Origin of the sequence: Moryella indoligenes (genome assembly GCF_030812885.1) — a bacterium.
Taxonomy (GTDB): Bacteria; Bacillota; Clostridia; order Lachnospirales; family Lachnospiraceae; genus Moryella; species Moryella indoligenes.
Genome location: NZ_JAUSTO010000002.1, coordinates 223,842 through 242,973, shown reverse-complemented (window position 1 = coordinate 242,973; position 19,132 = coordinate 223,842). Strand labels below are relative to the sequence as shown.

At 51.7% G+C, this 19,132-nt stretch carries 17 protein-coding genes and 2 pseudogenes; 5 read left to right on the top strand and 14 right to left on the bottom strand.

All coding sequences use genetic code 11. The annotated features are described in order from the left end of the window. Positions 1–5: 5 nt before the first annotated feature. Genes J2S20_RS02695 through J2S20_RS02685 form a run of 3 tightly spaced genes read right to left on the bottom strand, consistent with a single transcriptional unit; the run spans position 6 to position 2,711 of the window. Positions 6–1,409 carry an ABC transporter ATP-binding protein gene (locus tag J2S20_RS02695; protein ID WP_005342703.1) on the bottom strand — a complete coding sequence of 468 codons (1,404 nt, stop codon included), beginning with the start codon at positions 1,407–1,409 and terminating at the stop codon, positions 6–8. A gap of 13 nt (positions 1,410–1,422) precedes the next feature. Beyond that, positions 1,423–2,106: an energy-coupling factor transporter transmembrane component T gene (locus J2S20_RS02690; protein WP_307253047.1), complete on the bottom strand. Its 684-nt coding sequence runs from the start codon at positions 2,104–2,106 to the stop codon at positions 1,423–1,425. Continuing rightward, a complete protein-coding gene (locus J2S20_RS02685) occupies positions 2,106–2,711 on the bottom strand; it encodes an MptD family putative ECF transporter S component (RefSeq protein ID WP_028088165.1) in 606 nt (201 codons plus the stop codon). The genes J2S20_RS02690 and J2S20_RS02685 overlap by 1 nt, the downstream gene beginning before the upstream one ends. 298 nt (positions 2,712–3,009) lie before the next feature. Here J2S20_RS02685 and J2S20_RS02680 point away from each other — a divergent pair, with 298 nt between their 5' ends. The 4 genes from J2S20_RS02680 (at position 3,010) to J2S20_RS02665 (ending at position 5,609) form a co-directional block, all read left to right on the top strand. Continuing rightward, positions 3,010–3,378, top strand: coding sequence for a helix-turn-helix transcriptional regulator (locus J2S20_RS02680; protein ID WP_117492189.1), 369 nt, complete (start codon positions 3,010–3,012; stop codon positions 3,376–3,378). 193 nt (positions 3,379–3,571) lie between these two features. Further along, positions 3,572–3,901, top strand: coding sequence for a MobC family plasmid mobilization relaxosome protein (locus J2S20_RS02675; protein WP_307252951.1), 330 nt, complete (start codon positions 3,572–3,574; stop codon positions 3,899–3,901). After that, complete coding sequence (locus J2S20_RS02670) at positions 3,862–5,205, top strand: relaxase/mobilization nuclease domain-containing protein (RefSeq protein WP_307252948.1); 1,344 nt, start codon at positions 3,862–3,864, stop codon at positions 5,203–5,205. Before J2S20_RS02675 ends, J2S20_RS02670 begins: the two co-directional genes overlap by 40 nt. 71 nt (positions 5,206–5,276) lie before the next feature. After that, complete coding sequence (locus J2S20_RS02665; RefSeq protein WP_117513598.1) at positions 5,277–5,609, top strand: DUF6050 family protein; 333 nt, start codon at positions 5,277–5,279, stop codon at positions 5,607–5,609. Positions 5,610–6,258: 649 nt separating this feature from the next. On the opposite strand, the pseudogene J2S20_RS12380 reads toward J2S20_RS02665, so the two are convergent. From J2S20_RS12380 to J2S20_RS02645, 4 genes and pseudogenes are all read right to left on the bottom strand, one after another. After that, positions 6,259–6,687, bottom strand: a pseudogene (locus J2S20_RS12380) (DUF4316 domain-containing protein); the annotation flags it as partial. 93 nt (positions 6,688–6,780) lie between these two features. Further along, positions 6,781–8,085: pseudogene (locus J2S20_RS02655) on the bottom strand (antirestriction protein ArdA); the annotation flags it as partial. Positions 8,086–8,097: 12 nt separating this feature from the next. Beyond that, on the bottom strand, positions 8,098–8,577 hold the full coding sequence (locus tag J2S20_RS02650; RefSeq protein WP_307252931.1) for a hypothetical protein: 480 nt from the start codon (positions 8,575–8,577) through the stop codon (positions 8,098–8,100). After that, on the bottom strand, positions 8,564–10,663 hold the full coding sequence (locus tag J2S20_RS02645) for a type IA DNA topoisomerase (RefSeq protein ID WP_307252929.1): 2,100 nt from the start codon (positions 10,661–10,663) through the stop codon (positions 8,564–8,566). Before J2S20_RS02645 ends, J2S20_RS02650 begins: the two co-directional genes overlap by 14 nt. A gap of 74 nt (positions 10,664–10,737) precedes the next feature. Here J2S20_RS02645 and J2S20_RS02640 point away from each other — a divergent pair, with 74 nt between their 5' ends. Further along, positions 10,738–11,790: a CHAT domain-containing protein gene (locus J2S20_RS02640; protein WP_307252926.1), complete on the top strand. Its 1,053-nt coding sequence runs from the start codon at positions 10,738–10,740 to the stop codon at positions 11,788–11,790. Between the two features lie 40 nt (positions 11,791–11,830). Here J2S20_RS02640 and J2S20_RS02635 read toward each other — a convergent pair whose 3' ends face one another. The 7 genes from J2S20_RS02635 to J2S20_RS02605 are packed head-to-tail and all read right to left on the bottom strand — an operon-like array spanning position 11,831 to position 19,131. Further along, positions 11,831–12,904: a CD1107 family mobile element protein gene (locus J2S20_RS02635; protein WP_307252923.1), complete on the bottom strand. Its 1,074-nt coding sequence runs from the start codon at positions 12,902–12,904 to the stop codon at positions 11,831–11,833. After that, a complete protein-coding gene (locus J2S20_RS02630; RefSeq protein WP_055266785.1) occupies positions 12,894–13,166 on the bottom strand; it encodes a DUF4315 family protein in 273 nt (90 codons plus the stop codon). The genes J2S20_RS02635 and J2S20_RS02630 overlap by 11 nt, the downstream gene beginning before the upstream one ends. A gap of 26 nt (positions 13,167–13,192) precedes the next feature. Continuing rightward, a complete protein-coding gene (locus tag J2S20_RS02625) occupies positions 13,193–15,172 on the bottom strand; it encodes a C40 family peptidase (RefSeq protein ID WP_307252918.1) in 1,980 nt (659 codons plus the stop codon). Further along, a complete protein-coding gene (locus tag J2S20_RS02620) occupies positions 15,169–16,191 on the bottom strand; it encodes a DNA cytosine methyltransferase (protein ID WP_307252916.1) in 1,023 nt (340 codons plus the stop codon). Before J2S20_RS02620 ends, J2S20_RS02625 begins: the two co-directional genes overlap by 4 nt. Beyond that, positions 16,184–16,357, bottom strand: a complete 174-nt coding sequence (locus J2S20_RS02615) for a hypothetical protein (RefSeq protein ID WP_307252914.1) — start codon at positions 16,355–16,357, stop codon at positions 16,184–16,186. The genes J2S20_RS02620 and J2S20_RS02615 overlap by 8 nt, the downstream gene beginning before the upstream one ends. Continuing rightward, positions 16,350–18,779 carry a VirB4-like conjugal transfer ATPase, CD1110 family gene (locus tag J2S20_RS02610; protein ID WP_416388985.1) on the bottom strand — a complete coding sequence of 810 codons (2,430 nt, stop codon included), beginning with the start codon at positions 18,777–18,779 and terminating at the stop codon, positions 16,350–16,352. The genes J2S20_RS02615 and J2S20_RS02610 overlap by 8 nt, the downstream gene beginning before the upstream one ends. Next, positions 18,697–19,131, bottom strand: coding sequence for a PrgI family protein (locus J2S20_RS02605; protein ID WP_307252910.1), 435 nt, complete (start codon positions 19,129–19,131; stop codon positions 18,697–18,699). The genes J2S20_RS02610 and J2S20_RS02605 overlap by 83 nt, the downstream gene beginning before the upstream one ends. Position 19,132: the final 1 nt, after the last annotated feature.

The window sequence follows — 19,132 nt, the reverse complement described above, 5'->3', positions numbered from 1 at the left end:
AGACGCTACCTCCTTTCTATGGAGCATCCCTCCATATCAAATATTTTATCACAAGTCCGGCCTAAAAACTCAAAATCATGAGAAACAATGATGATAACTTTATTCTCATCATTCAACTTGCGGATCATATTGCTCACTTCCAGCATACGGTGATAGTCCAGGCCACTGGTCGGCTCATCAAAGACAAGTACATCCTTGTTGGAGAGAATAGCGGTTGCCACCGCAAGGCGCTGTTTCTGACCTCCTGACAGGGCCATCGGATGGCGGTCTTTGAAATCCAGTAAATCAAAAGACCTGAGAATTTCTTCAATCCGCTCCGGCGGACAATCCGGCTGCGCCAGTTCACATTCGTTCCATACGCTGTCTGAAAAAAGCTGATGGTTCACATCCTGCATAACACAGAAGCTGGCCTTATTGCGCTGTTTTGCTTTCAGTGTTTGCCCATCCAGTCGAACCGTTCCGTTCACTTCTTTCAAAAGCCCGCACAGGCAGCGTGTCATCGTCGTTTTTCCCGCACCGTTATGACCGACAATCCCCAACACTTCGCCTCGTTTTGCAGAAAAGCCAAGGCCGCTGAATACCGGCTGCTTATCAAAGGCACAGGAAAGGTTTTCTACGGATAAGCCTTCCTGCGCTCCTGACGGATCGGCGGGAGGCAGCTCCAGCACAGGATGGACAAGACTTCTAAGCCCCATCCTGATACGCTGCTCATCCGAAAGATTGCGAAACTCATTCCCGGAAAATATCTGAACGATTTTCCCCTTTTGAATGAAGATTGCCCGGTCGATCAGATCCATCAGGAAATATAGGCGGTGTTCGGCAATAACAACCGTCCGTCCTTCTTTTTTGATCTGGATAATCTGCTGGCGTAAGGTGTCAATCGCATCGGCATCCAAATTGGCCGTCGGCTCGTCAAGTACAAAGACGGAAGGGTTCATCGCATACACCGAAGCAAACGCAAGACTCTGTTTTTCCCCGCCTGACATAGAAAAGATATTACGGCCCAGCAGTGACTGTATTTTCAGAGCAGAAACCGTAGCATCATATCGCTCTTTGATTTTCCTTGGCTCAACGCCTGCGTTTTCCAAACCAAAAGTAATCTCGCTGTCAGAATCTATATTGAAGAACTGCGATTTTGGGTTTTGGAACACGGAACCAACCTGTTCTGCCAAACGGTACATTTCTGTTTGAGCTACATTCATACCGTTTACAATCGTTGTACCAGATAAGGTTCCGCCCTCGACAAAATGAGGAATCAGACCGTTAATAAGTTTTGTTATGGTTGTCTTACCACAGCCTGATTCACCAGTAAGAACAATGCACTCGCCCTGCTGAATGTTCAGGTCTATATGAGAAAGCGTCCCCTGCGATTTCTCATATTCAAAAGATACATTTTGAATTTCAATCATAGGAAACACCTCCTTATCCTACCATAATGGAAACTACGCAAAAAGCAACGCCTATTGCCAAACACACAAAGTCCTGCACACCGAATTTCATTTCAATCATGCTTGTCTTAGGAGCAGGATTTTCAATGCCCCGTGTAACTGCGGCAGCAGAGAGTTCCTCTGCTGTTGTAGTTGCAGAAATCATTGTCGGCACTAACAGGCACTCGATTTTTTTCGTTCCATGAATATTGCGGAGCTTCATGGCATCTCGAATATAACCTGTTTCTTCTTTCAAGGCTGGGAAGTACCGGACGGTTACAGACAAAGGAATAATCAATCCCTGCGGGATATGCCATTTCCGAAGCGCAACCATCAATTCCCGGACGGGCGTTTTCTGTAATACCATTGTACCGACAATCAAACAAGGGAAAATCTTTCTTGCATAAGATACAATGATCGTGAAACTGCTGGCTAAAATTTTCGGTCCGTTTGGAAATACATAGTATTGTAGCGCCAGACAAATTCCAAATGCGATTGCCAGTTTGCCTGCGGATTTTTGGCATCCGCAGGCAACGATCAGCAGGAGCAGAAAAACAACCCATGTAATTTCAAGCCATACGGAGTGCTGGGTAAAGGCCACAATATTTGCCAGCACCAATAAAAGCAATTCCGTCCGTGGATCGAACCTTAATGTATGTTTTTTGCCCGCTCCATTCATCACACAATTCCTGCCTTTACAAAGTGCTTTTTGAACAGACCTCTGGCGATAAAGGCTCCGATGATACCACCGATGATTGGAGCAACAAACAGAACGATTAGCATTGCATTGGATGACAGAGCTTCAACTGCCGCGACATAATCAGCGGGCATTCCCTGTTCCGTAATCTGCGCCAGGAAATCGGCCTTAAACAACCAGATGGGAAGGGGAGAACCAACCATCCCCAGCGAAAAAATCACATAGGCAATCGAATTTCCCTTGAAGCTATTATACTTAGTCACCGCCCGGACAACTTCGGCCAAAATGCAAGTTGAAGCCATTGAGATCAGGATCACCAGGGTAAATTGTCCAGTGGCAAAATAGATGAGAGCAGTGATAAGCCCCATCAGGAAAACTGCACCCAGTTTTTGAACCTTTGCGACCATCAGCATAAAGGGAATGCCTGCAAACACAGCGATAAAGCCAGGCATCAGCATCCAAAGAACAGGGTGAATGCCTCCAAGAAGCATGAAGGCAAAGTTGATGACAAAGTAGATTGCGGAAAAGATACCGATGGTAATAAGGTCTTTTCCTTTAAGTTTTTTGTCCGTACTCACTTCAGACATTGAAAATTCCTCCTTTGGTTAGATAAGACTAATTCTTGTTTTTTTTTGAAAGCGCTGTAAAGCGCTTTCAGCGAATATGATAACAGGAGGAAGAAATATTTTCCGCTCTAATCTGCCTTTTTTGTTCCGATAAGACTTTTTCTTTTGAACAATTCTTTTTGGGAGCTTTCTCTTTTAAGTGAGCCTCTAATGTAAGCTGTATCTTGATAGTATACGAAATATAAAATGTATGTTAAGTGGATATCACATCATTCCATGTACAAACTATGAAATATAAAATGTATGCGGGTGATGTTGAATGGCAAAAGTTGAAGACTGCCCTGGCTTTGAAACCTTCGGTGCAGATGTAAAAGAAGCACGGAAGGCGAAGAACCTTGCACGAAAAGATTTAGCCGAAAAGGTGAACATTGATACAAGGTATCTTGCCAACATCGAAAACGAGGGCACGATCCCAAGCCTGCCGGTCATCATTCAGCTTGTAAAAATCTGCGGCCTGCCGATGGAGAGATATTTCAATCCAGAGGTCATGCGAGAGGAAAGCGAGCTGCGCCAGCGGGTCGGACAGAAGTTAAAACTCTGCCCGGAACAGTATTTGCCTATCGTGGAAGGTGCCATTGACGGGGCCTTAAAAATTGAAAAGCCGAATGAAGAAACGGAGGGTGTCTGAACATCCTCTGTTTTCTTATTTTGTGGGCATTTTGGGGCTTCCGCAACGCTTTATAAGTAGGGATAGGATACGGTAGCAAGCACAGCAAGCGAGTACCCGCTTGCGAATTTTTGAATTTTCAGGTCCCTTGCCCGAAAATTCAAAATTGCTTGTTGGGATAGTCCCAAACCCTTATAAAGAACGGAGGCGGCGCATGGCAAACCGAAAGCGAAATATCCAAATGAAATTCTATGTCACGGAGGACGAAAAGCGGCTCATAGACGAGAAAATGAGCCAGTTACCCACACGCAGATATGGCGCATACCTCCGCAAGATGGCGATTGACGGGTATATTATCTATACGGACACCGCAGATATCAAGGCGTTCACCAAAGAGCTTTCCGCCATCGGCCAGAACATCAACCAGATCGCCAAGCGAATTAACGCCGGAGGCCCTGCGTATCAGGCTGACATGGACGAGATACGGGAAAGGCTGGACGAGATATGGCAGTTACAAAGACACAACCTATCAAGTCAACGCTGAAAGCAGCCATTGACTATATTTGCAACCCGGAAAAGACGGACGGAAAGCTGCTTGTATCCTCCTATGGCTGCGCCGCCGAAACTGCGGATATCGAATTTGCCTGGACCCGCCGCCATGCTATTGACAAGGGAACGAACCTGGGTCGCCACCTGATCCAAGCCTTTCAACCTGGGGAGGTCACGCCGGAGCAGGCCCATGAAATCGGCATAGAGCTTGCAAAAGAAATCCTGGGCGGAAAGTATGAGTTTGTACTTACCACCCATATAGACAAAGATCATGTTCATAACCACCTGATTTTCAATGCGGTCAGCTTTGCGGATTACAAGCACTATCATTCCAATAAGCGAAGCTATCACTACATCCGCCGCACCTCGGATCGGCTTTGCAAGGAACACGGTCTGTCTGTCATCATCCCAGGACAGGACAAGGGCAAGAGCTATATTGAACATCAGGCTGCACAGAACGGCACCAGTTATAAGGCGAAGCTGAAAGCTGCTATCGACCGGCTTCTGCCAACCTGTTCCGATCTGGAAGAACTGCTCCGCCGCCTGCAGAGAGAAGGCTATGAGATCAAGCAGGGCAAATATATCTCCGCCAGAGCGCCGGAGCAGGAACGGTTCACCCGTCTGAAAACGCTGGGTGTGGACTACACCGAAGAAGCCCTTGCCGCCCGGATTGCCGGACGCTCCAGACCTTCCCACCAGCCGAAACAGCGGAACGGAAAGATCAGCCTGCTCATTGATATCCAGAACAACATCAAGGCGCAGCAGAGCGCCGGCTTCACCCATTGGGCGAAGCTGAATAATCTGAAACAGGCCGCCAAGACCATGAGTTTCCTGACCGAACACGGGATAAGCAATTATGGAGAGCTGGAAAGCAAATTGACCGCAGTATCCGCACGCAGGGATACCGCTCATGCAGAGATCAAGCGGATAGAAAGCAGAAGTGCCGAACTTACTCTTGTGATGAAGCACGTCGGCACTTACCGCCAGCTAAAGCCACTTTATGACCGATACCGTAAATCGAATGATAAAGAAAAGTTCCTGCGGGGGCATGAGAGCGAGATCATCCTTTTTGAAGCGGCCGCCAGAGAATTGAAGCGGCTGGGGGCTGTGCCGCTGCCGACAACGGAAAACATGAAAACGGAGCTTGCCAATCTCACCGCAGAAAAGGAACGACTCCTTGCGGAGTACAAAGCCGCAAGAACCGATGCCCAGGAATACGATACCGTCAAACAGAATGTGGATGCGCTGCTGACCGTTCCAAAGGAACAGGAACAACAGCGGCAGCATGAACTTGAATAATTTCCTTTGAAAGGCGCTGGGCGCAGCTCCCGGTATCCTGTATAATGGAACTGCGGAAGGAGGTTTTACCGATGACAAGAAGCGAAGCAATCAAAGCATTTTTCTTCAAAAGTGTACTGCCCGTGATCGTGGCGCTGATTCTGTATTGTATTTTCAAATCTGCCTGCATGAAGAACGGAGAACTTGACTATGTATGGCTCTGGATACTCTGCGGACTTCCGTTTGGCCTCCATCGGATGTGCCTCTGGATCGTGCCGGGTGGCGGCTCCCTGGGTGGAGGAATCGCCCTGTTTGCATTGAACTTTATTATCGGCGGCGTGATCGGTGGTTTCGTTCTGGCATGGCGGTTGATTGTGGCGGTGTGGTATGTGCCGCTGACAGTGTACCGGCTGATCGTTGGATGATTTTCTTGCGTCATGGAAATATGGAAAACTGCCGCTCGTGCCGATGGAAAAACCATTCACAACCTGATGGAAAAAGACAAGCCTTTTCCCACAGGCCTGCAAACAGCTTTCCCACAGCCTCGCAATTCTGACAGTTTACGCACATTCCCACAACGCCTACTACGGCGGCTATCCATCCTTTCCTATCCAATCCTAATGAGAAAATACTATGGAAATTCCTTTTCAACGGAGGTACAATTTGTACCCCTGTTCAAACAACAGAACCGTGTTAAAGTAATTTGATGATAGCAAAAAGAAAAAGCGGGAGTACAGCCAATCGGATGAACCGAAAAGCTGTACTCCCGTTTTATGTGTCAGAAAGTGTTTGAAATCGAGCCATTTTCTCTATGTGCCAGCAAGCAGACCGACACATGAGAAATCATAAAGGATCTCTTTGAAGGTACGGATACAGGGAATTATTCTGCGGTTTTTCTACCCTTATCCTCACAAATTTTAGATCGTTTGGAACTGTAATGCGGACAAGCGACCAGACACGCCCGGAAACTCTGCTTGCAGCCGTGAACACATTTTTTGCAGATATGGTTATACTGCCGTCTGCCGTTCTCGCCCAGAAAGAACGCCCATTCCAGCCGCCATTTCTTGCTTCGGCTCATAGGCAGTCATGCTCCGGCACATCACGACCGGACTTCTTGCCCTCCGGTGGCTTGTGCTCGGCACACTCACGTTTGGCATCCTCCAACCGCTCACGGATGGAAGGCTTCTCCGGCGTTGTCCGATCTGCGTACTCCTGGGCTTTTTCCGATTCTTCACCGCGTCTGCCGTTGTTGATAACGCCGTCGATCATGCCATAGTCATCCTCCAGCGTCATTTCAGCGGTGCGGAGAGGATTGTCCTTCTCCGGCTGCTCCGCTGCCACGGCAAAGGCCCGCGTACCATTTCCCATGATAAGATACTTTCCATCATCGGAAATATGGTGGACACCGTAACCGGCCGCCTCCATCTGTTCCCGGCTCATAGCCGTCACCTGAAAGCTGCCCCTCGGTGTCTGCACACGCTCGCCAGTTTCAAAACGGTCTGGCAGATAAGCGAGGTCTTGCTTCTCTGCTGGGACAGGAAGAACAACGATATTGCCATTGATCTGCATAAATCGTTCCGGCGTTTTGAACTGTTCCGTGTATTTCTGAATCAGTTCCGGGGACAGGGACGCAAAATCTTCCTCACCAAGTCCAACCACCAAAAAAGTCCCTGCTACGATATCATAAATTTCTCCATTTTCATCCCGCAGCCCACGGTTCAGATCAAGCCCTATGAGCTTTCCTTCATCATTGCAAACCAGCGCCACCGGGTCAGAATAGGGATAGGTTGCGCCAATGTCTCCGCCGATCTCTGCCTGCAGGGAATGAAGATTGGGGTCGATCTCCTTCACATAGGGTTCCTTCATAGGTTCCACTACAAGCACAGTCATTTTTTCCGAGGCAGCCCTCTCCGCGGCGGCCAGCATTTCATCCACACGGGATTTAGCCGGGTCCTCCAAAGCTGCCTTGACCTCCGCCGGGTCAAAATCAAGATATTCTTCATAGCCCGTGGCGTCCTTGAACTTTTCAATCTCGGAGGGAAGATAGTCCTCCTGGGTCTGGTCCAGCGCCGCCAGCTTTTCCTCCAAAGCGGAGATGCGCCCGGTCATCAGATTTTCATACAGTTCTTCCTTTGCAGCGTGTGCCTCCGGGTGCTCCGCCGCATACTGCGGATCGTTCTGACGGAAAAACTCGTCCATGTCAAAGGCAATATCCATAGCCCACTCGGATTTTTCTTCTTCGGGAAGATCGTCCTGGAAGGTCATCACCCGGTACTCGTCGGGGATACTGCCGCGCTCACCGTCGTAATACTCATGGAAACTGTCACCCGTATCACGCACATAGCCCTGATCCGTGAAGGTGCCGTTTTCCTCCAACGCAACGTCCTGGCCGTAGGCCTCATAATCGATGTAATTCTGCAAATGCTCTGGCACCTGCATAACGTCCAGTTCTTCGATGTAATAGCGGCCCAGATCGTCATAGTCATGGATATCGGGGTAAACCTCATAGCAATCCAGATTCTCGGTGAGGTTGATGATCTCCTGCAGGCTGCCGCAATGGTCGCCCATTTCCATACCGGCCTGAAACTGTGCGTATTCGCTTTCGCTCATTTCATCCAGCTTCGATGCCAGATAATTCAGCTCGTCCAGATTTTCATATTCACCCAGCTTACTGTAAAGACCGTCCACATAGCAGTCATAGTCCGTGATGAACCATTCCTCATAGGGCTGGCCGAAGTCATCCTTCTGGCCGATCCCGATCCGCTTAAACACTTCCTTCAAGTCCTCGGCGGTGGTGGGAAACTTCACCCACTCGCCCACAAGCTCGCCCTCGTTATATTTCCCAAGATTGGTGATAAAGGCGGCAAAGGGATAATCCTTGTTGTGATCGTAATATGGCATATCAGAACCTCCTTACAGTTCCGGCGCAGACTTTTCCTTGTGGGGCTGCGCCTTGTTTTTCTCCGCACATTCCTTCTTGCCTTGTTCCAGCCGTTCCCGGATGGAAGGCTTTTTCTCCGGCTCCGCAGGGCGTTCATGCACCCACTCGTCGCCGGAAAGAGAAATATATCCGTGTTCCGTAAAATGGCCCTGTTCCTCCTGCATGGCGTACTTGCCAAAAGGAACAGGGTCGATTGCTTTCAGAAGTTCCGGGGGTAACGGCGTATCCATGTGCTGTGCCAGATACCGCCAGCCCAGATCGTTCAGATCGTGGATATTGGGCTCAAATACGAAATAGTCGATGTTGGTCGCAAACTCCTTAAACTGCTCTGGTGTTGTCAACTTGAAGGGCGAGGTCTGCACCGCCGCCAGCACCTCCTGGTCCTCCGGGGAGAGGGCAGCCACCGCCGCCCTCACTTCGGGTAAATGTTCCAAAGTCTTATTTTCTGCCATTGACACCTTCCTTTCTTTTCGGAAATTCCAGTTTGAAGTTGATGTATTTGCCGCCCGTGTCATCCAGGATCACCGCAGCGTCATAAGTGGCCTGTTTCTTTTCAGACCACATTCCCTTGACATTGGTGCGACCCTTTTTCAGAAGGTCCGTTGCCATCTTCTTTGTCAGCTCCTTCTTGCGGCTCGTCCAGAAGCGGTCATTTTTCCAGAGGACGAAACCGCAGGACCGATCCGAACACGCAAAGTTCTTCTTGCCCTCATAAATCGGCTGGCCGCAGCGGGGGCAGGTACCGATCACTTCCTTCTCCGGGGCAAACAGCTTTTTTCCATCCTCGGAAATGCAGGAATAGGTGGATACGATCTCCTGAACCATCGTGCGGATACCGTCCATGAAGATATCCGGGTCAGCGCCGCCCTTTGCGATCTCCGTCAATTTCTGTTCCCATTCCGCTGTCAGCATGGGAGAGGTCAGCGGCTCCGGCAAGACCGTGACAAGGTTGATACCTGCTTTCGTCGGGATCAGGTTTTTGCCCTTGCGTTCCACAAATCCGGCCGCCACCAGCTTTTCGATGATGGCCGCCCTGGTCGCAGGCGTGCCAAGTCCCTTTCGCTCCGCCTCGTCGGGAATGCCGTCCTTGCCCGCATTCTCCATAGCGGACAGAAGGGTATCTTCGGTGTAGGGCTTCGGCGGCTGGGTGAAATGCTCGGTAACAGCAACCTCCGCACTGTCAAAAGTCTGCCCTTCGGTGAAGTCAGGGAGCGTATCGCCGTCCCCATCCGCAGGCTTTTCCTTCAAGAAGGCACGGAAAATGCGGTCGATTTCCCGCCAGCCTTCGGAGATGACGCGCTTGCCCTTTGCGGTGAAGGAATGGCCGCAGCAGTCAAATGTGGCCGTGACCGTCTCATACCCATACGGCTCCGCCGATGCACACAGCAGCTTGCAGCAGACCAGCAGGAACAAATTGCGCTCACCCAGGGGCAGAGCCTTGATATCTGCCTTTTCAATCTCCATCGTGGGGATAATGGCGTGGTGGTCAGATACATCCTTGTCGGAGATCATGGCCTCCACCAGCGGGAAGAAGTTGCTGATCCCGTCAAAGGGCGGCACCTTCGCCGCCAGATGGATGACGCAGGAGGCTGTTTCCGCCATGTCGGAGGTCAGATACCGGCTGTCCGTGCGGGGATAGGTCAGCAGCTTCTTTTCGTAGAGGCTCTGGGCGTAGTCAAGGGTCTGCTTCGCCGTGTATCCGAACAGGCGGTTCGCCTCCCGCTGCAAGGTGGTGAGATCATAGAGCTTCGGCGGCTGTTCCTTCTTCTTCTCCTTTGTGACGGAAGTACAGGTGGTGACCGCACCCTTGCACGCCGCCGCTGCCTGTTCCGCCTCTGCCGGATTGGTGAACTTCTCTGACACCGCCTCGACACCGTTCAGCGTCGGACGCAGCAAATGATATTTTTCCTTGTGAAACAGCGTGATCTTTGCGTCACGATCCGCCATCATTGCCAGCGTAGGTGTCTGCACACGGCCCACATTCAGAGTGCGGTGATAGAGAACGGAGAAAAGGCGCGTGGCATTGATGCCAACCAGCCAATCCGCTTTCTGGCGGCAGAGGGCGGATTGATACAAGGCTTCATAATCGGCGCTGGGGCGTAGGTCAGAAAAGCCCTCCCTGATAGCGCTGTCCTCCATCGAGGAAATCCAGAGACGGAGGACCGGCTTGCGGCAGCCGGCCATTTCATACACCAGACGGAAGATCAGCTCCCCTTCACGCCCGGCGTCACAGGCATTGACGATGGTATCCACATCGGAGCGGTCCATCAGGGCACGGAGATTTTCAAAAGCATCCTCCTTGCCCGGTGCCAGCACATAGCGGAACGGCTCCGGCAGAATGGGAAGATCGTCATAGCGCCATTTCTTGAAACGCTCGTCATAGCCGGCCGCATCCATTGGGGATACCAGGTGCCCCACGCACCAGGAAACAAGAAGACCGTTGCCCTCATAAAAGCCATCGGCTCTGGATGAAGCACCCAGGGCCGACGCAATAGATTTTGCTACACTCGGTTTTTCTGCAATAATCAGTTTACTCATTCGATTCCTCCTAACATTGATTTGCTGTCATTTTGTGATATAATTTAATTATTCTAAGAGAAAAGGGTGATTAAATGTCCCAACTTGATAGCTATCGCAATACTCTTTTACGAAAAAAAGAAGAGCTAACAAAACTGAGCCAGAACTTGGCAAAAGAGCAAGCGAAGTTAGCACCGCTGCAAAGTAAAATCATATCCGCTAAAAGTGCAATAAGCAGAACAAAAAATCAATCTACAATAAAATCTCGTCTCGGCGACATTGATCGCGCTACAAAGTCAATCGCCGATGTACAAAAAAAGATTGGTGACATTCAAAAGAAGATAGCCGCCAAGGAAAAAGAGGTAGCCACAGCCGAAAAAAACTACCGGAACGAAGAAGTTCGAGTTCAAAAGAAACAAGAAGCCGAAGATAAAAAACGTATGCAGGAGGCTAATCGCCAAGCACGGCAGTTGGAACAGCGGCTCCGAGAAAACGAAAGGATACAAAGACAGATGCAACAAGATATTGAGCAATTACAGACTGTACCAGAAGTCATAACCGTTTTATTCCTTGCTGCTAATCCTATAGGAACAACTTCCTTGCAACTTGATGAAGAAGCACGATCTATCCAGCAAAAAATTCGTATGGCCGATTACCGCGATTCTATCCGCTTTGAAAGTAGATGGGCTACTCGCGCTGGTGATATACTGCAAGCAATCAATGAAACCAATCCCACTATTGTTCATTTTAGCGGTCATGGAACGACCGACGGTGATCTTGTTTTACTAAATCCAGATGGTAGTGCTAAACTGGTTAGCAAAGAAGCAATCTCAATGGCAATGGCAACTGCGTCAGACACTATTAGGCTTGTTGTTTTTAATGCTTGCTTTTCAGAGCCTCAAGCCGAGAGTGTTGTTGAACATATTGACTCCGCAATAGGAATGTCAACTTCCATAGGCGATGAAGCGGCATGTGTATTTGCATCTCAGCTATATTCATCCATTGGCTTTGGTCGCTCATTGCAAACTTCGTTTAATCAAGCACTTGCCCAGCTCATGTTGGAAGGTATCCCAGAAGATAGCACTCCAAGGCTTTATGTAAAAGATTCTATGGATGCAAATGATATTACTCTCGTCCAACCAAAGTAACCATCTCAAAGCCCACCGTCAAAAGCGGTGGGCTTGTGTGTTATTCTTTCTGGGATATTTCCTCGTCCTCAGTCAGATATTCTTCTTCATCCTCCAGGTCGAAATCATCCAGATCAGTGGGAACTTTCTTGCCCTGCTTTGGTTTCAGCACCAGGAAATAGACCGCCGCGCCGCCTCCGGCTGCAAGGATCAGCAGCACCGCCAGGATCGCCCCGGTATTGCTTTTCTTTTCGGGTTCCGGATTCTCCGGCTCGGTGGGCTCCGCAGCTTTCTGTTCTGTGCCAACACATTCACTAAGGTTTTTTACGCAGACCGGGCAAGCGGTATTGACCGCTCCGGCCTGGCACTTCTCCGTACAGGTGCAGACAATAGGTGTTTCCGCCTTTTCTCCATCCTCCGTAAGCGCCATGAGGTCGGCTTCATCCACCTGGTTCAGAAAATGCACGGTTTCCTCGCCCTCATCGTCACGGTCGATAATGAGATAGAACACATTGCCGTTCTTCGTTTCCACTGTAATAAACTGCTTGCCGCTGGCGGTCTGGCTGCCAATATCGTCAATCAGCGAAAGGTTCCCGTCCGGAGTCAAAGCGGCACCGCCATTCAAACCACCGCCCAGCATACCCAGCAGATTTTCCAGTGTTTCCGCATCCAGAGAGAAAGAACCTTCCCCAGAGCCAGCCTCGCCGTCACTTACCGTCATGTAGCCGGAATAGACATAGCCGACTTTCTCCGGCAGGATGACCTTCAGCCAGTCTCCGTCCGTGCCGATCACCTTCACGGTCGTTCCGTTGGGAAGCTGAGTGAAGGCGGTGTAGTCCATTCCCGCACCCGTGCGGACATTCAGATTGCCGCCGCCCGTGGTGACGGTGCCGGTCTGCCCGGAGTCATTTTCGCCGGAACTGAACTGGATACCATCCTCGGTGACGGATACCGTGACCTGGCTGCCTGCCAGAGCGGAAAGCAGATCAGAGACATCCCCAGCCGTTTCCTGTTCAGCCACGGACTCCGTGGTTTCCTCGCAGCCGCTGGCAAAGGCGGTGATAGAAAAAGCGGCAGTGCTGAGCACCACCGCCAAAAGAGCCGATACCATTTTTGTCATAAAGTTATGCTTCATCCTCGTATCCCTCCGTTTCCTCATTCTCGGTGTCTCCCTCCTGCAGCATACCTTCCGGCAGGGAGATCATACCGCTGGCATAGGCTTTCAGGAAAGCGGTCAACTCCTTGTTGTCCATCTTCACGGCTTTTACCATGCGGACGATTTCCAGATTTTCTTCCTCCGCAAGCTGGGCTTCCAGCGCACGAAGGCGTTTCTGCTGCTCCGCGATCTTTTCTTTGGTTTTCGCAATGTCATTGCGGATCTTCTGTGTCGTTGCCATAAATTAAATTACCTCCATATCGTTTTTTAGTTGTAGGGCGGTCGCCCGAAAGCGTAAAAGTGGGATTGCCAGTAGCTTGTGTTGATATCTGCATACTGAATGGGGTCGCCGCAATGCAGCATTTTTCCGCCGCCCACATAGATACCCACATGGGAAACGCCCGGTGTATCGTAAGTGCCGACGAAAAAGATCAGGTCGCCGGGTCTTGCGTTGGCAGAGGATACCGGGGTGGAAATGTTGTAGAGCCCCTGGGCTCCCAGCCTGCCCGTATTGCAGACGCCGCTTTGCGTCAGCACCCAGGATACGAAGCCGGAGCAATCAAAAGAAGTGTTTGGATTGCTGCCGCCCCAGACATAGGGATATCCGATGTACTTCTCCGCCTCGGTAATGAGCGCCGCAAAGGTTTCATCTTCCAGTGCGGAAGGCGGGATATCGTAGGTGGTGGGCGGTTTGGTGTACTTGTCTACATAGCCGGAGCCGGGGAACAAATCTTCCCGGTTTCCCAGCGTTGCCATATAGACCGCATACAGGGAAAGCGTTTCTTCGTCCATGATGTAGATCGGCACATGGGAAAGGTCGAAGTTTTCCAGCTTCACCTTGCAGATATAGTAGTTATACGGTACTTCCACGTCATAGTCGTTTCCTTCGCTGTCCGTCCGTGTCTCCGTCCGATAGCGTACCTCCACCTCCACGGTCTGCGTCAGGATGTACTGCTTTTCAAAGAGCATTTGCAGCTCCGCCTGAACCGCGTCGATGGTAAACACCCCTTCATGGAACGCCGTGAGAATGGAGATCAGCACATAAGGGTCATGCTCGATCTCGTCCAGATCAAAACGGTATTCGTCATATCCGGGGTGCAGAGCCTCATAGTGGTCCAGCTCATATTGAAGTTCCTGTTCCAGTTCGCAGTAGGCCGCCTCTGCAGCCAGCATATCCGTGTCCTCGGAGAGATAAGAGGAAGTAAATACACCGCCCACACCGGAGCCTGCCATCATGGAACAGGAAGATACCCCGCCAAACAGCAGAGCAACACAGGCGCCAATGCCGATCACCAACAGAACCGCCCGGCTATGATGCTTGATGTAGAGAAAGGTTTCCTTGAATGCGTCCTTTGCTTTCTGTGCCGCACTTTTCGCCGTGGCCGCTGTGTTCTTCGCGGTTTTCTCTGCCTGCCGCAGCTCCTTTGCATAGTTCCGCTTGATCCGCTGTTTCTGCAGAAAGCGAGATACTGGGTTAGAAGCCGCCAATGCAGGATCATCATGCAGTGCCTTTTGGTAAAGGTAGTCGGCGTTTGCCTTAAAAGAAGCCTGCTCTGCCTTCGCCGCGTCACGCCAGGGCTTTGTGCGGTGATGGTGGACAGCGGCACGGACTTTTCCTTTTCCGTAGGCAAGCCCGCGTTCCGTCAGCACCTCGCCCTTGTGTCCGGCCTCCACACCCACATTTTCCTGTTCTACCTCATGCACCTTCGCATGGGCGGCGTGGACGATCTCATGAACCGGTCGGGAAAGTGGATTGTGCCGCAGGCGTCCGTTGGGGCGTTTCTCCACTTCTTCAAAGTGAAGCTGCGTCTTGCCTTTTCCGGCTGTCTCGTCAAAAACACGCTCGGTACGGAGAACTTTCTTTGTGGGGATAGCGGCCTTTGCTGCGTCCAGCCTGTCCGCCGCACGCCCGGAACGGTTAATGTACTTCCTAAGTGCGGGATCGGCATGTTCTTCCTCGGTGAATTGCAGACGGGAGGACGGGCGCTGCCTTGCGGCAGAACCATCCCGCACTGCCTGGGTATCAGCCTTTTCCGCTTTTCGTGCGGCTTTCCTCTCATGGCGTTCCGCCGCACGCAGGGCAAGATCAGCCGCAGCGCCAGCGGATTCTTCCGAAGAAGCGGACAGTTCCGTTTCCGGTTCACGGCTGCTGATATGTTCCACCTCGCCCGTGGCAAGGTTTTCCGATACCGCACCGTCACGGGTCATTTTCTGCGTGATCTTATCGGTCGCTTTCAGTTCCCTCATAGGCAGTCACCTTCCTTTCCATAGGGGCAGAAGTCACCGCAGGTGCCATTCTCGATCATGGCGATATAGCGAAAAATGGGATATGCCTGGGGCGGGCAGACCGCATTTCCCAATGTTTTCAGCCGCAGCGCCCGGTCATCCATGCGCTCGGTCATGCGGGGGATTCCTTCCGGTTCGGCGGCCCAGAGGATACGTCCGTCCATCCTTTCGGGAAGCCCATGAGCCATTCCACCCAATCTGGGTTCAGCGCCGCTGTTTCGGACACCGGCCGCTCCTGGGAGATGATCTGCGCCGACAGGTTCCCGTTCTTCTTCGCCGGATCGAAGGCCGACGGCTTCAAAGTTGAGCGGAAACCGTCCGACGCCACCGGGGTCAGATAGAATACCGCCGCCGACAGGCTGAGGCTCCAGATCGCCCCGTTTCGGTTCCTCTTGCGGAATATCCCATTGTCCGACAGGAACACATCCAGGCTTGCCGCGTCCCTGGCGGTGTTGTTGTCGGAGGCAAGGGGTGTGGGAAACATCAGCCGCGACGATAAAAGTTCGCTGGCGCTCATGCCATGCGCCGACGCCGCAAGCCGGAAATACGAATGGGAGAACAGCGTATCCCGCTTTTGCCAGGTCAAAGATCGTTTTGTCGAGCCCCATATTGATGAAGCCAGCAACATTTTCCCCAAGCACCCAACGGGGCCGCAGCTCGGTAATAACGCGGCACATTTCCGGCCACAGGTAGCGTTCATCCGCAAAGCCCTTCCGTTTTCCGGCGGTGGAGAAGGGCTGACAGGGAAAGCCGCCTGAGATAACGGTAACTGTTTCAAGTCCTGTTTTTTCAAAAAACGCCTCCTTCGTAAAAGTAGTAATATCCCGGAACCTGGGAACATCCGGCCATCGTGCGGAGAGGACGGAGTGCGGAAAATCCGCCCACTCACACTGGCAGACGGTTTCAAACCCGGCAGCCTCCGCCGCCAGGTCCAGACCGCCAATGCCGGAAAACAGGCTCACATGGGTCAGTTTATTCATGGCCCTTCGGTGCACGGAACGGTTCGATCTCACTTTCCAGCTCCGCAAGGACCGCCTCCATATCCGCCGTGACCGCCTTGTTTCTGGCGATCAGCCGGTTCATCACATCAAAGAAGGTTTCACCTTCCTGTTTTTCTTCTGTGTGCAAATAGTGGGAATCATTCATGTTCGTTTTCTCCTTTCCCGGTTTCACCAAGTTTTGTCGTCATAATGCTGTAAAGTTCATTGTCCTTCGGGAAGTCATCCACAAAAGGCAGAATCACATTGCCGAAGAAAATCAGCCCCTCGCCGGGGCCTGCGTTGCTGATATGTGCCGCCTGCTGGTTAGAGATATTCAGACGCTCACAGAGGATTTTTCTGTCTCCGCTGGCCTGGTTCAGAAGGTACACAAAATCGCTGTTTTCAAAGATATTCTCAATCTCCGGGGAGGAAAGCAGATCCTTGATGTTCTGCGTGATCCCCGTGGGGATACCGCCCCATTTGCGAAAGCGTTTCCAAATCTCCACGCTCCAGGAACCAACCTCGCCGCGCAGCAGAAGGTGGAACTCGTCCACGAAGTACCAGGTGGATTTGCCCTGATCCCGGTTTTGGGAAACACGGTTCCACACCTGATCCTGGATCACCAACATACCCAGGCTTTTGAGCTGCTTTCCCAGCTCCTTGATATCGAAGCAGACAATGCGGTTGTTGATATCCACGTTGGTACGGTGGTTAAAAACATTCAGACTGCCATGCACATACAGTTCCAGCGCTGCCGCGATCCGCTGCGCCTCCGGCTCCGGCTGCCGCTTGATCTCGTCATACAAATCTTCCAGCAGTGGCATATTCTCCGGGCGAGGGTCTGCGATATAGGGGCGGTACACGATCCGCACAGCACGGTCAATGACCGTCTTTTCCACCGGCTCCAGACCGTTCCGTCCACCTGCCGCCAGTTCACAGAACGACAAGATAAAGTCAGATTTCAACGCCAGCGGGTTATCATCCTCGCTGTAATTGAGGTTGATATCCATAGGGTTCACATACTGCGTGCTGGTAGGCGAGATTTTGATGACCTGTCCTTCCAGACGGTTCACCAGCGGAAAATATTCTGCCTCCGGGTCGCAGATCAAGATATCGTCCTTTGTGTTCAGGAACACACCCACGATGGAACGCTTTGCGGAAAAACTCTTGCCGCTGCCGGGCGTACCTAAGATCATGCCGTTGGGCGTTTTCAGCTTTTTGCGGTCGGCAAGGATCATGTTGCCGGAAGTGGCATTGAGCCCGTAGTAGAGGGCTTCACCGCCGTGGAAAATCTCCTGCGTGGTGAAGGGAACGAACACCGCCACCGCCGAAGTGGTAAGCCCGCGCTGTATCTTAATGCGGTTGACACCCAGGGGCAGAGCCGACACGAAGCCGTCCTCCTGCTGAAAGTCCAGCCGCACCAGGGAACAGTTATATTTCTGCGCCACGCTTGCCGCACGGAGAAGGTCATTCTCCAGCTTTTGCTTGCTGTCTGCAAAATTTACCACCAGGAAGGTCATCAGGAACATTCGCTCATTTCTGCTTTGCAGGTCACGGAGGATGTTCTTTGCCTCGCCTGCGTAGGTGGCAAGGTCAGTTGGGATGATATCCATATCGAAACCTTCCCGCACCGCCTTTTTCTGCGCGTCGATCTTCATACTGTCAATGTCAGTGATCTTCCGCTTGACCGTTTTGATTGCCTCGTTCTGATCCATGCTGCGGATATGGAGGCTGACAAGCAGCCCGCTGTCCGTATCCAGCAGCTCAGTGAGCATACGGTCATCCATTTCCGGTGCGCTGATCTGCAGAAAGGACACGGCACAGAATTTATCCGCCATCGTGAACTTCCTTGCTTCACCGAAGCGGAAAGAAGAAGGTGCGATAAAATCCTGGACCGACAGGCCGGAAGGGGCAAGCCAGCTCCATTCAAAGGCAAACCGTTCCCCGTCCGGGTGCAGGATGCCGTGGAGCATTTCCAGCCACTCCTTGCCGCCAAGCTCTTTTGCCAGAGCACCCATGACCTTGAAATGGTTGAGGGCATCCATGACGATTCGGGAAAATCGTGCCCGTGCGGTTTTGCTGTCCCGTGCCTCGATGGTGAGGGTCAGGTACTTTGTTTTGATAAGACCGTTGTTGCCCCGTTCAAGCTGCTTGCGGAGCATTTGTGTGTAAAGCTCACGGATATGATCGAAGTGATCTCCCTGCGCCGCGATCTCGATACGCTTCACAAAATCCTCCCGGTTCATGCGGCGGCTCACAAGGGAGAGCTGCATCCCGATAGAAGCATCATGGGCGTTATACATATCGCAGAGGGCTTCAAAGATCGCCGTCTGATCGTCAGGCTTTGCAAGCTGATAATTCACATCCTCGAACTCGATACACTTCGACCAGGTGTGGTCGTCCAATTTGCACAGGCCGTCCGGGTACATCTGGCGGAACAGTAAAGTGTCCTGTGCGGAATGAACCTTGCCGTCGCCTCTGGCAGTTTCCAGGATACGGCTGATCTCACGCTTTTCTGCGGCGGTGAGCTTTACCGCTGGTTTTGCCGCCTGCCGTGCCTGCGGCTCTGGCTTTCGCTTTCTGAACAATGGCTTTCACCTCCTTTTCCGCCTGGGTCTGCCGCTCCAGGGCTGCGTAGAAATTGTTTGTCTGATAAGGCCGCTCCTTCGTCCGCAGGAACATACAGCGGATGACCTGTCCGGCCACCACCTCCAGGGGTTGGCCGTGTCGCTCATACATGGCGAGCAGAAAGAACGGGAGCATGACGATAATCATGCAGAACGCGGCAGCGCTGTTGCTGGCCGTGCGTCTGAGTAAAAAGAAAAGCGGTACTCCGATGAGTGCCGCCGCTCCGAAACATATAAGCTGCCGTTTGGTAAGCCCAAACAGCACTTTGGATTTTACTTTTGTCAAATCCTTTGGAATGGTAACATACGCCAAT

Bases quoted from the DNA above. Each gene is read 5' to 3' on its own strand.
- J2S20_RS02645 (WP_307252929.1), bottom strand. From the start codon at position 10,663: ATGAGTAAACTGATTATTGCAGAAAAACCGAGTGTAGCAAAATCTATT.
- J2S20_RS02615 (WP_307252914.1), bottom strand. From the start codon at position 16,357: ATGAATGATTCCCACTATTTGCACACAGAAGAAAAACAGGAAGGTGAA.
- J2S20_RS02640 (WP_307252926.1), top strand. From the start codon at position 10,738: ATGTCCCAACTTGATAGCTATCGCAATACTCTTTTACGAAAAAAAGAA.
- J2S20_RS02680 (WP_117492189.1), top strand. From the start codon at position 3,010: ATGGCAAAAGTTGAAGACTGCCCTGGCTTTGAAACCTTCGGTGCAGAT.
- J2S20_RS02695 (WP_005342703.1), bottom strand. From the start codon at position 1,409: ATGATTGAAATTCAAAATGTATCTTTTGAATATGAGAAATCGCAGGGG.
- J2S20_RS02670 (WP_307252948.1), top strand. From the start codon at position 3,862: ATGGCAGTTACAAAGACACAACCTATCAAGTCAACGCTGAAAGCAGCC.
- J2S20_RS02635 (WP_307252923.1), bottom strand. From the start codon at position 12,904: ATGAAGCATAACTTTATGACAAAAATGGTATCGGCTCTTTTGGCGGTG.
- J2S20_RS02625 (WP_307252918.1), bottom strand. From the start codon at position 15,172: ATGAGGGAACTGAAAGCGACCGATAAGATCACGCAGAAAATGACCCGT.
- J2S20_RS02685 (WP_028088165.1), bottom strand. From the start codon at position 2,711: ATGTCTGAAGTGAGTACGGACAAAAAACTTAAAGGAAAAGACCTTATT.
- J2S20_RS02675 (WP_307252951.1), top strand. From the start codon at position 3,572: ATGGCAAACCGAAAGCGAAATATCCAAATGAAATTCTATGTCACGGAG.
- J2S20_RS02620 (WP_307252916.1), bottom strand. From the start codon at position 16,191: ATGAATAAACTGACCCATGTGAGCCTGTTTTCCGGCATTGGCGGTCTG.
- J2S20_RS02650 (WP_307252931.1), bottom strand. From the start codon at position 8,577: ATGGCAGAAAATAAGACTTTGGAACATTTACCCGAAGTGAGGGCGGCG.
- J2S20_RS02665 (WP_117513598.1), top strand. From the start codon at position 5,277: ATGACAAGAAGCGAAGCAATCAAAGCATTTTTCTTCAAAAGTGTACTG.
- J2S20_RS02630 (WP_055266785.1), bottom strand. From the start codon at position 13,166: ATGGCAACGACACAGAAGATCCGCAATGACATTGCGAAAACCAAAGAA.
- J2S20_RS02690 (WP_307253047.1), bottom strand. From the start codon at position 2,106: ATGAATGGAGCGGGCAAAAAACATACATTAAGGTTCGATCCACGGACG.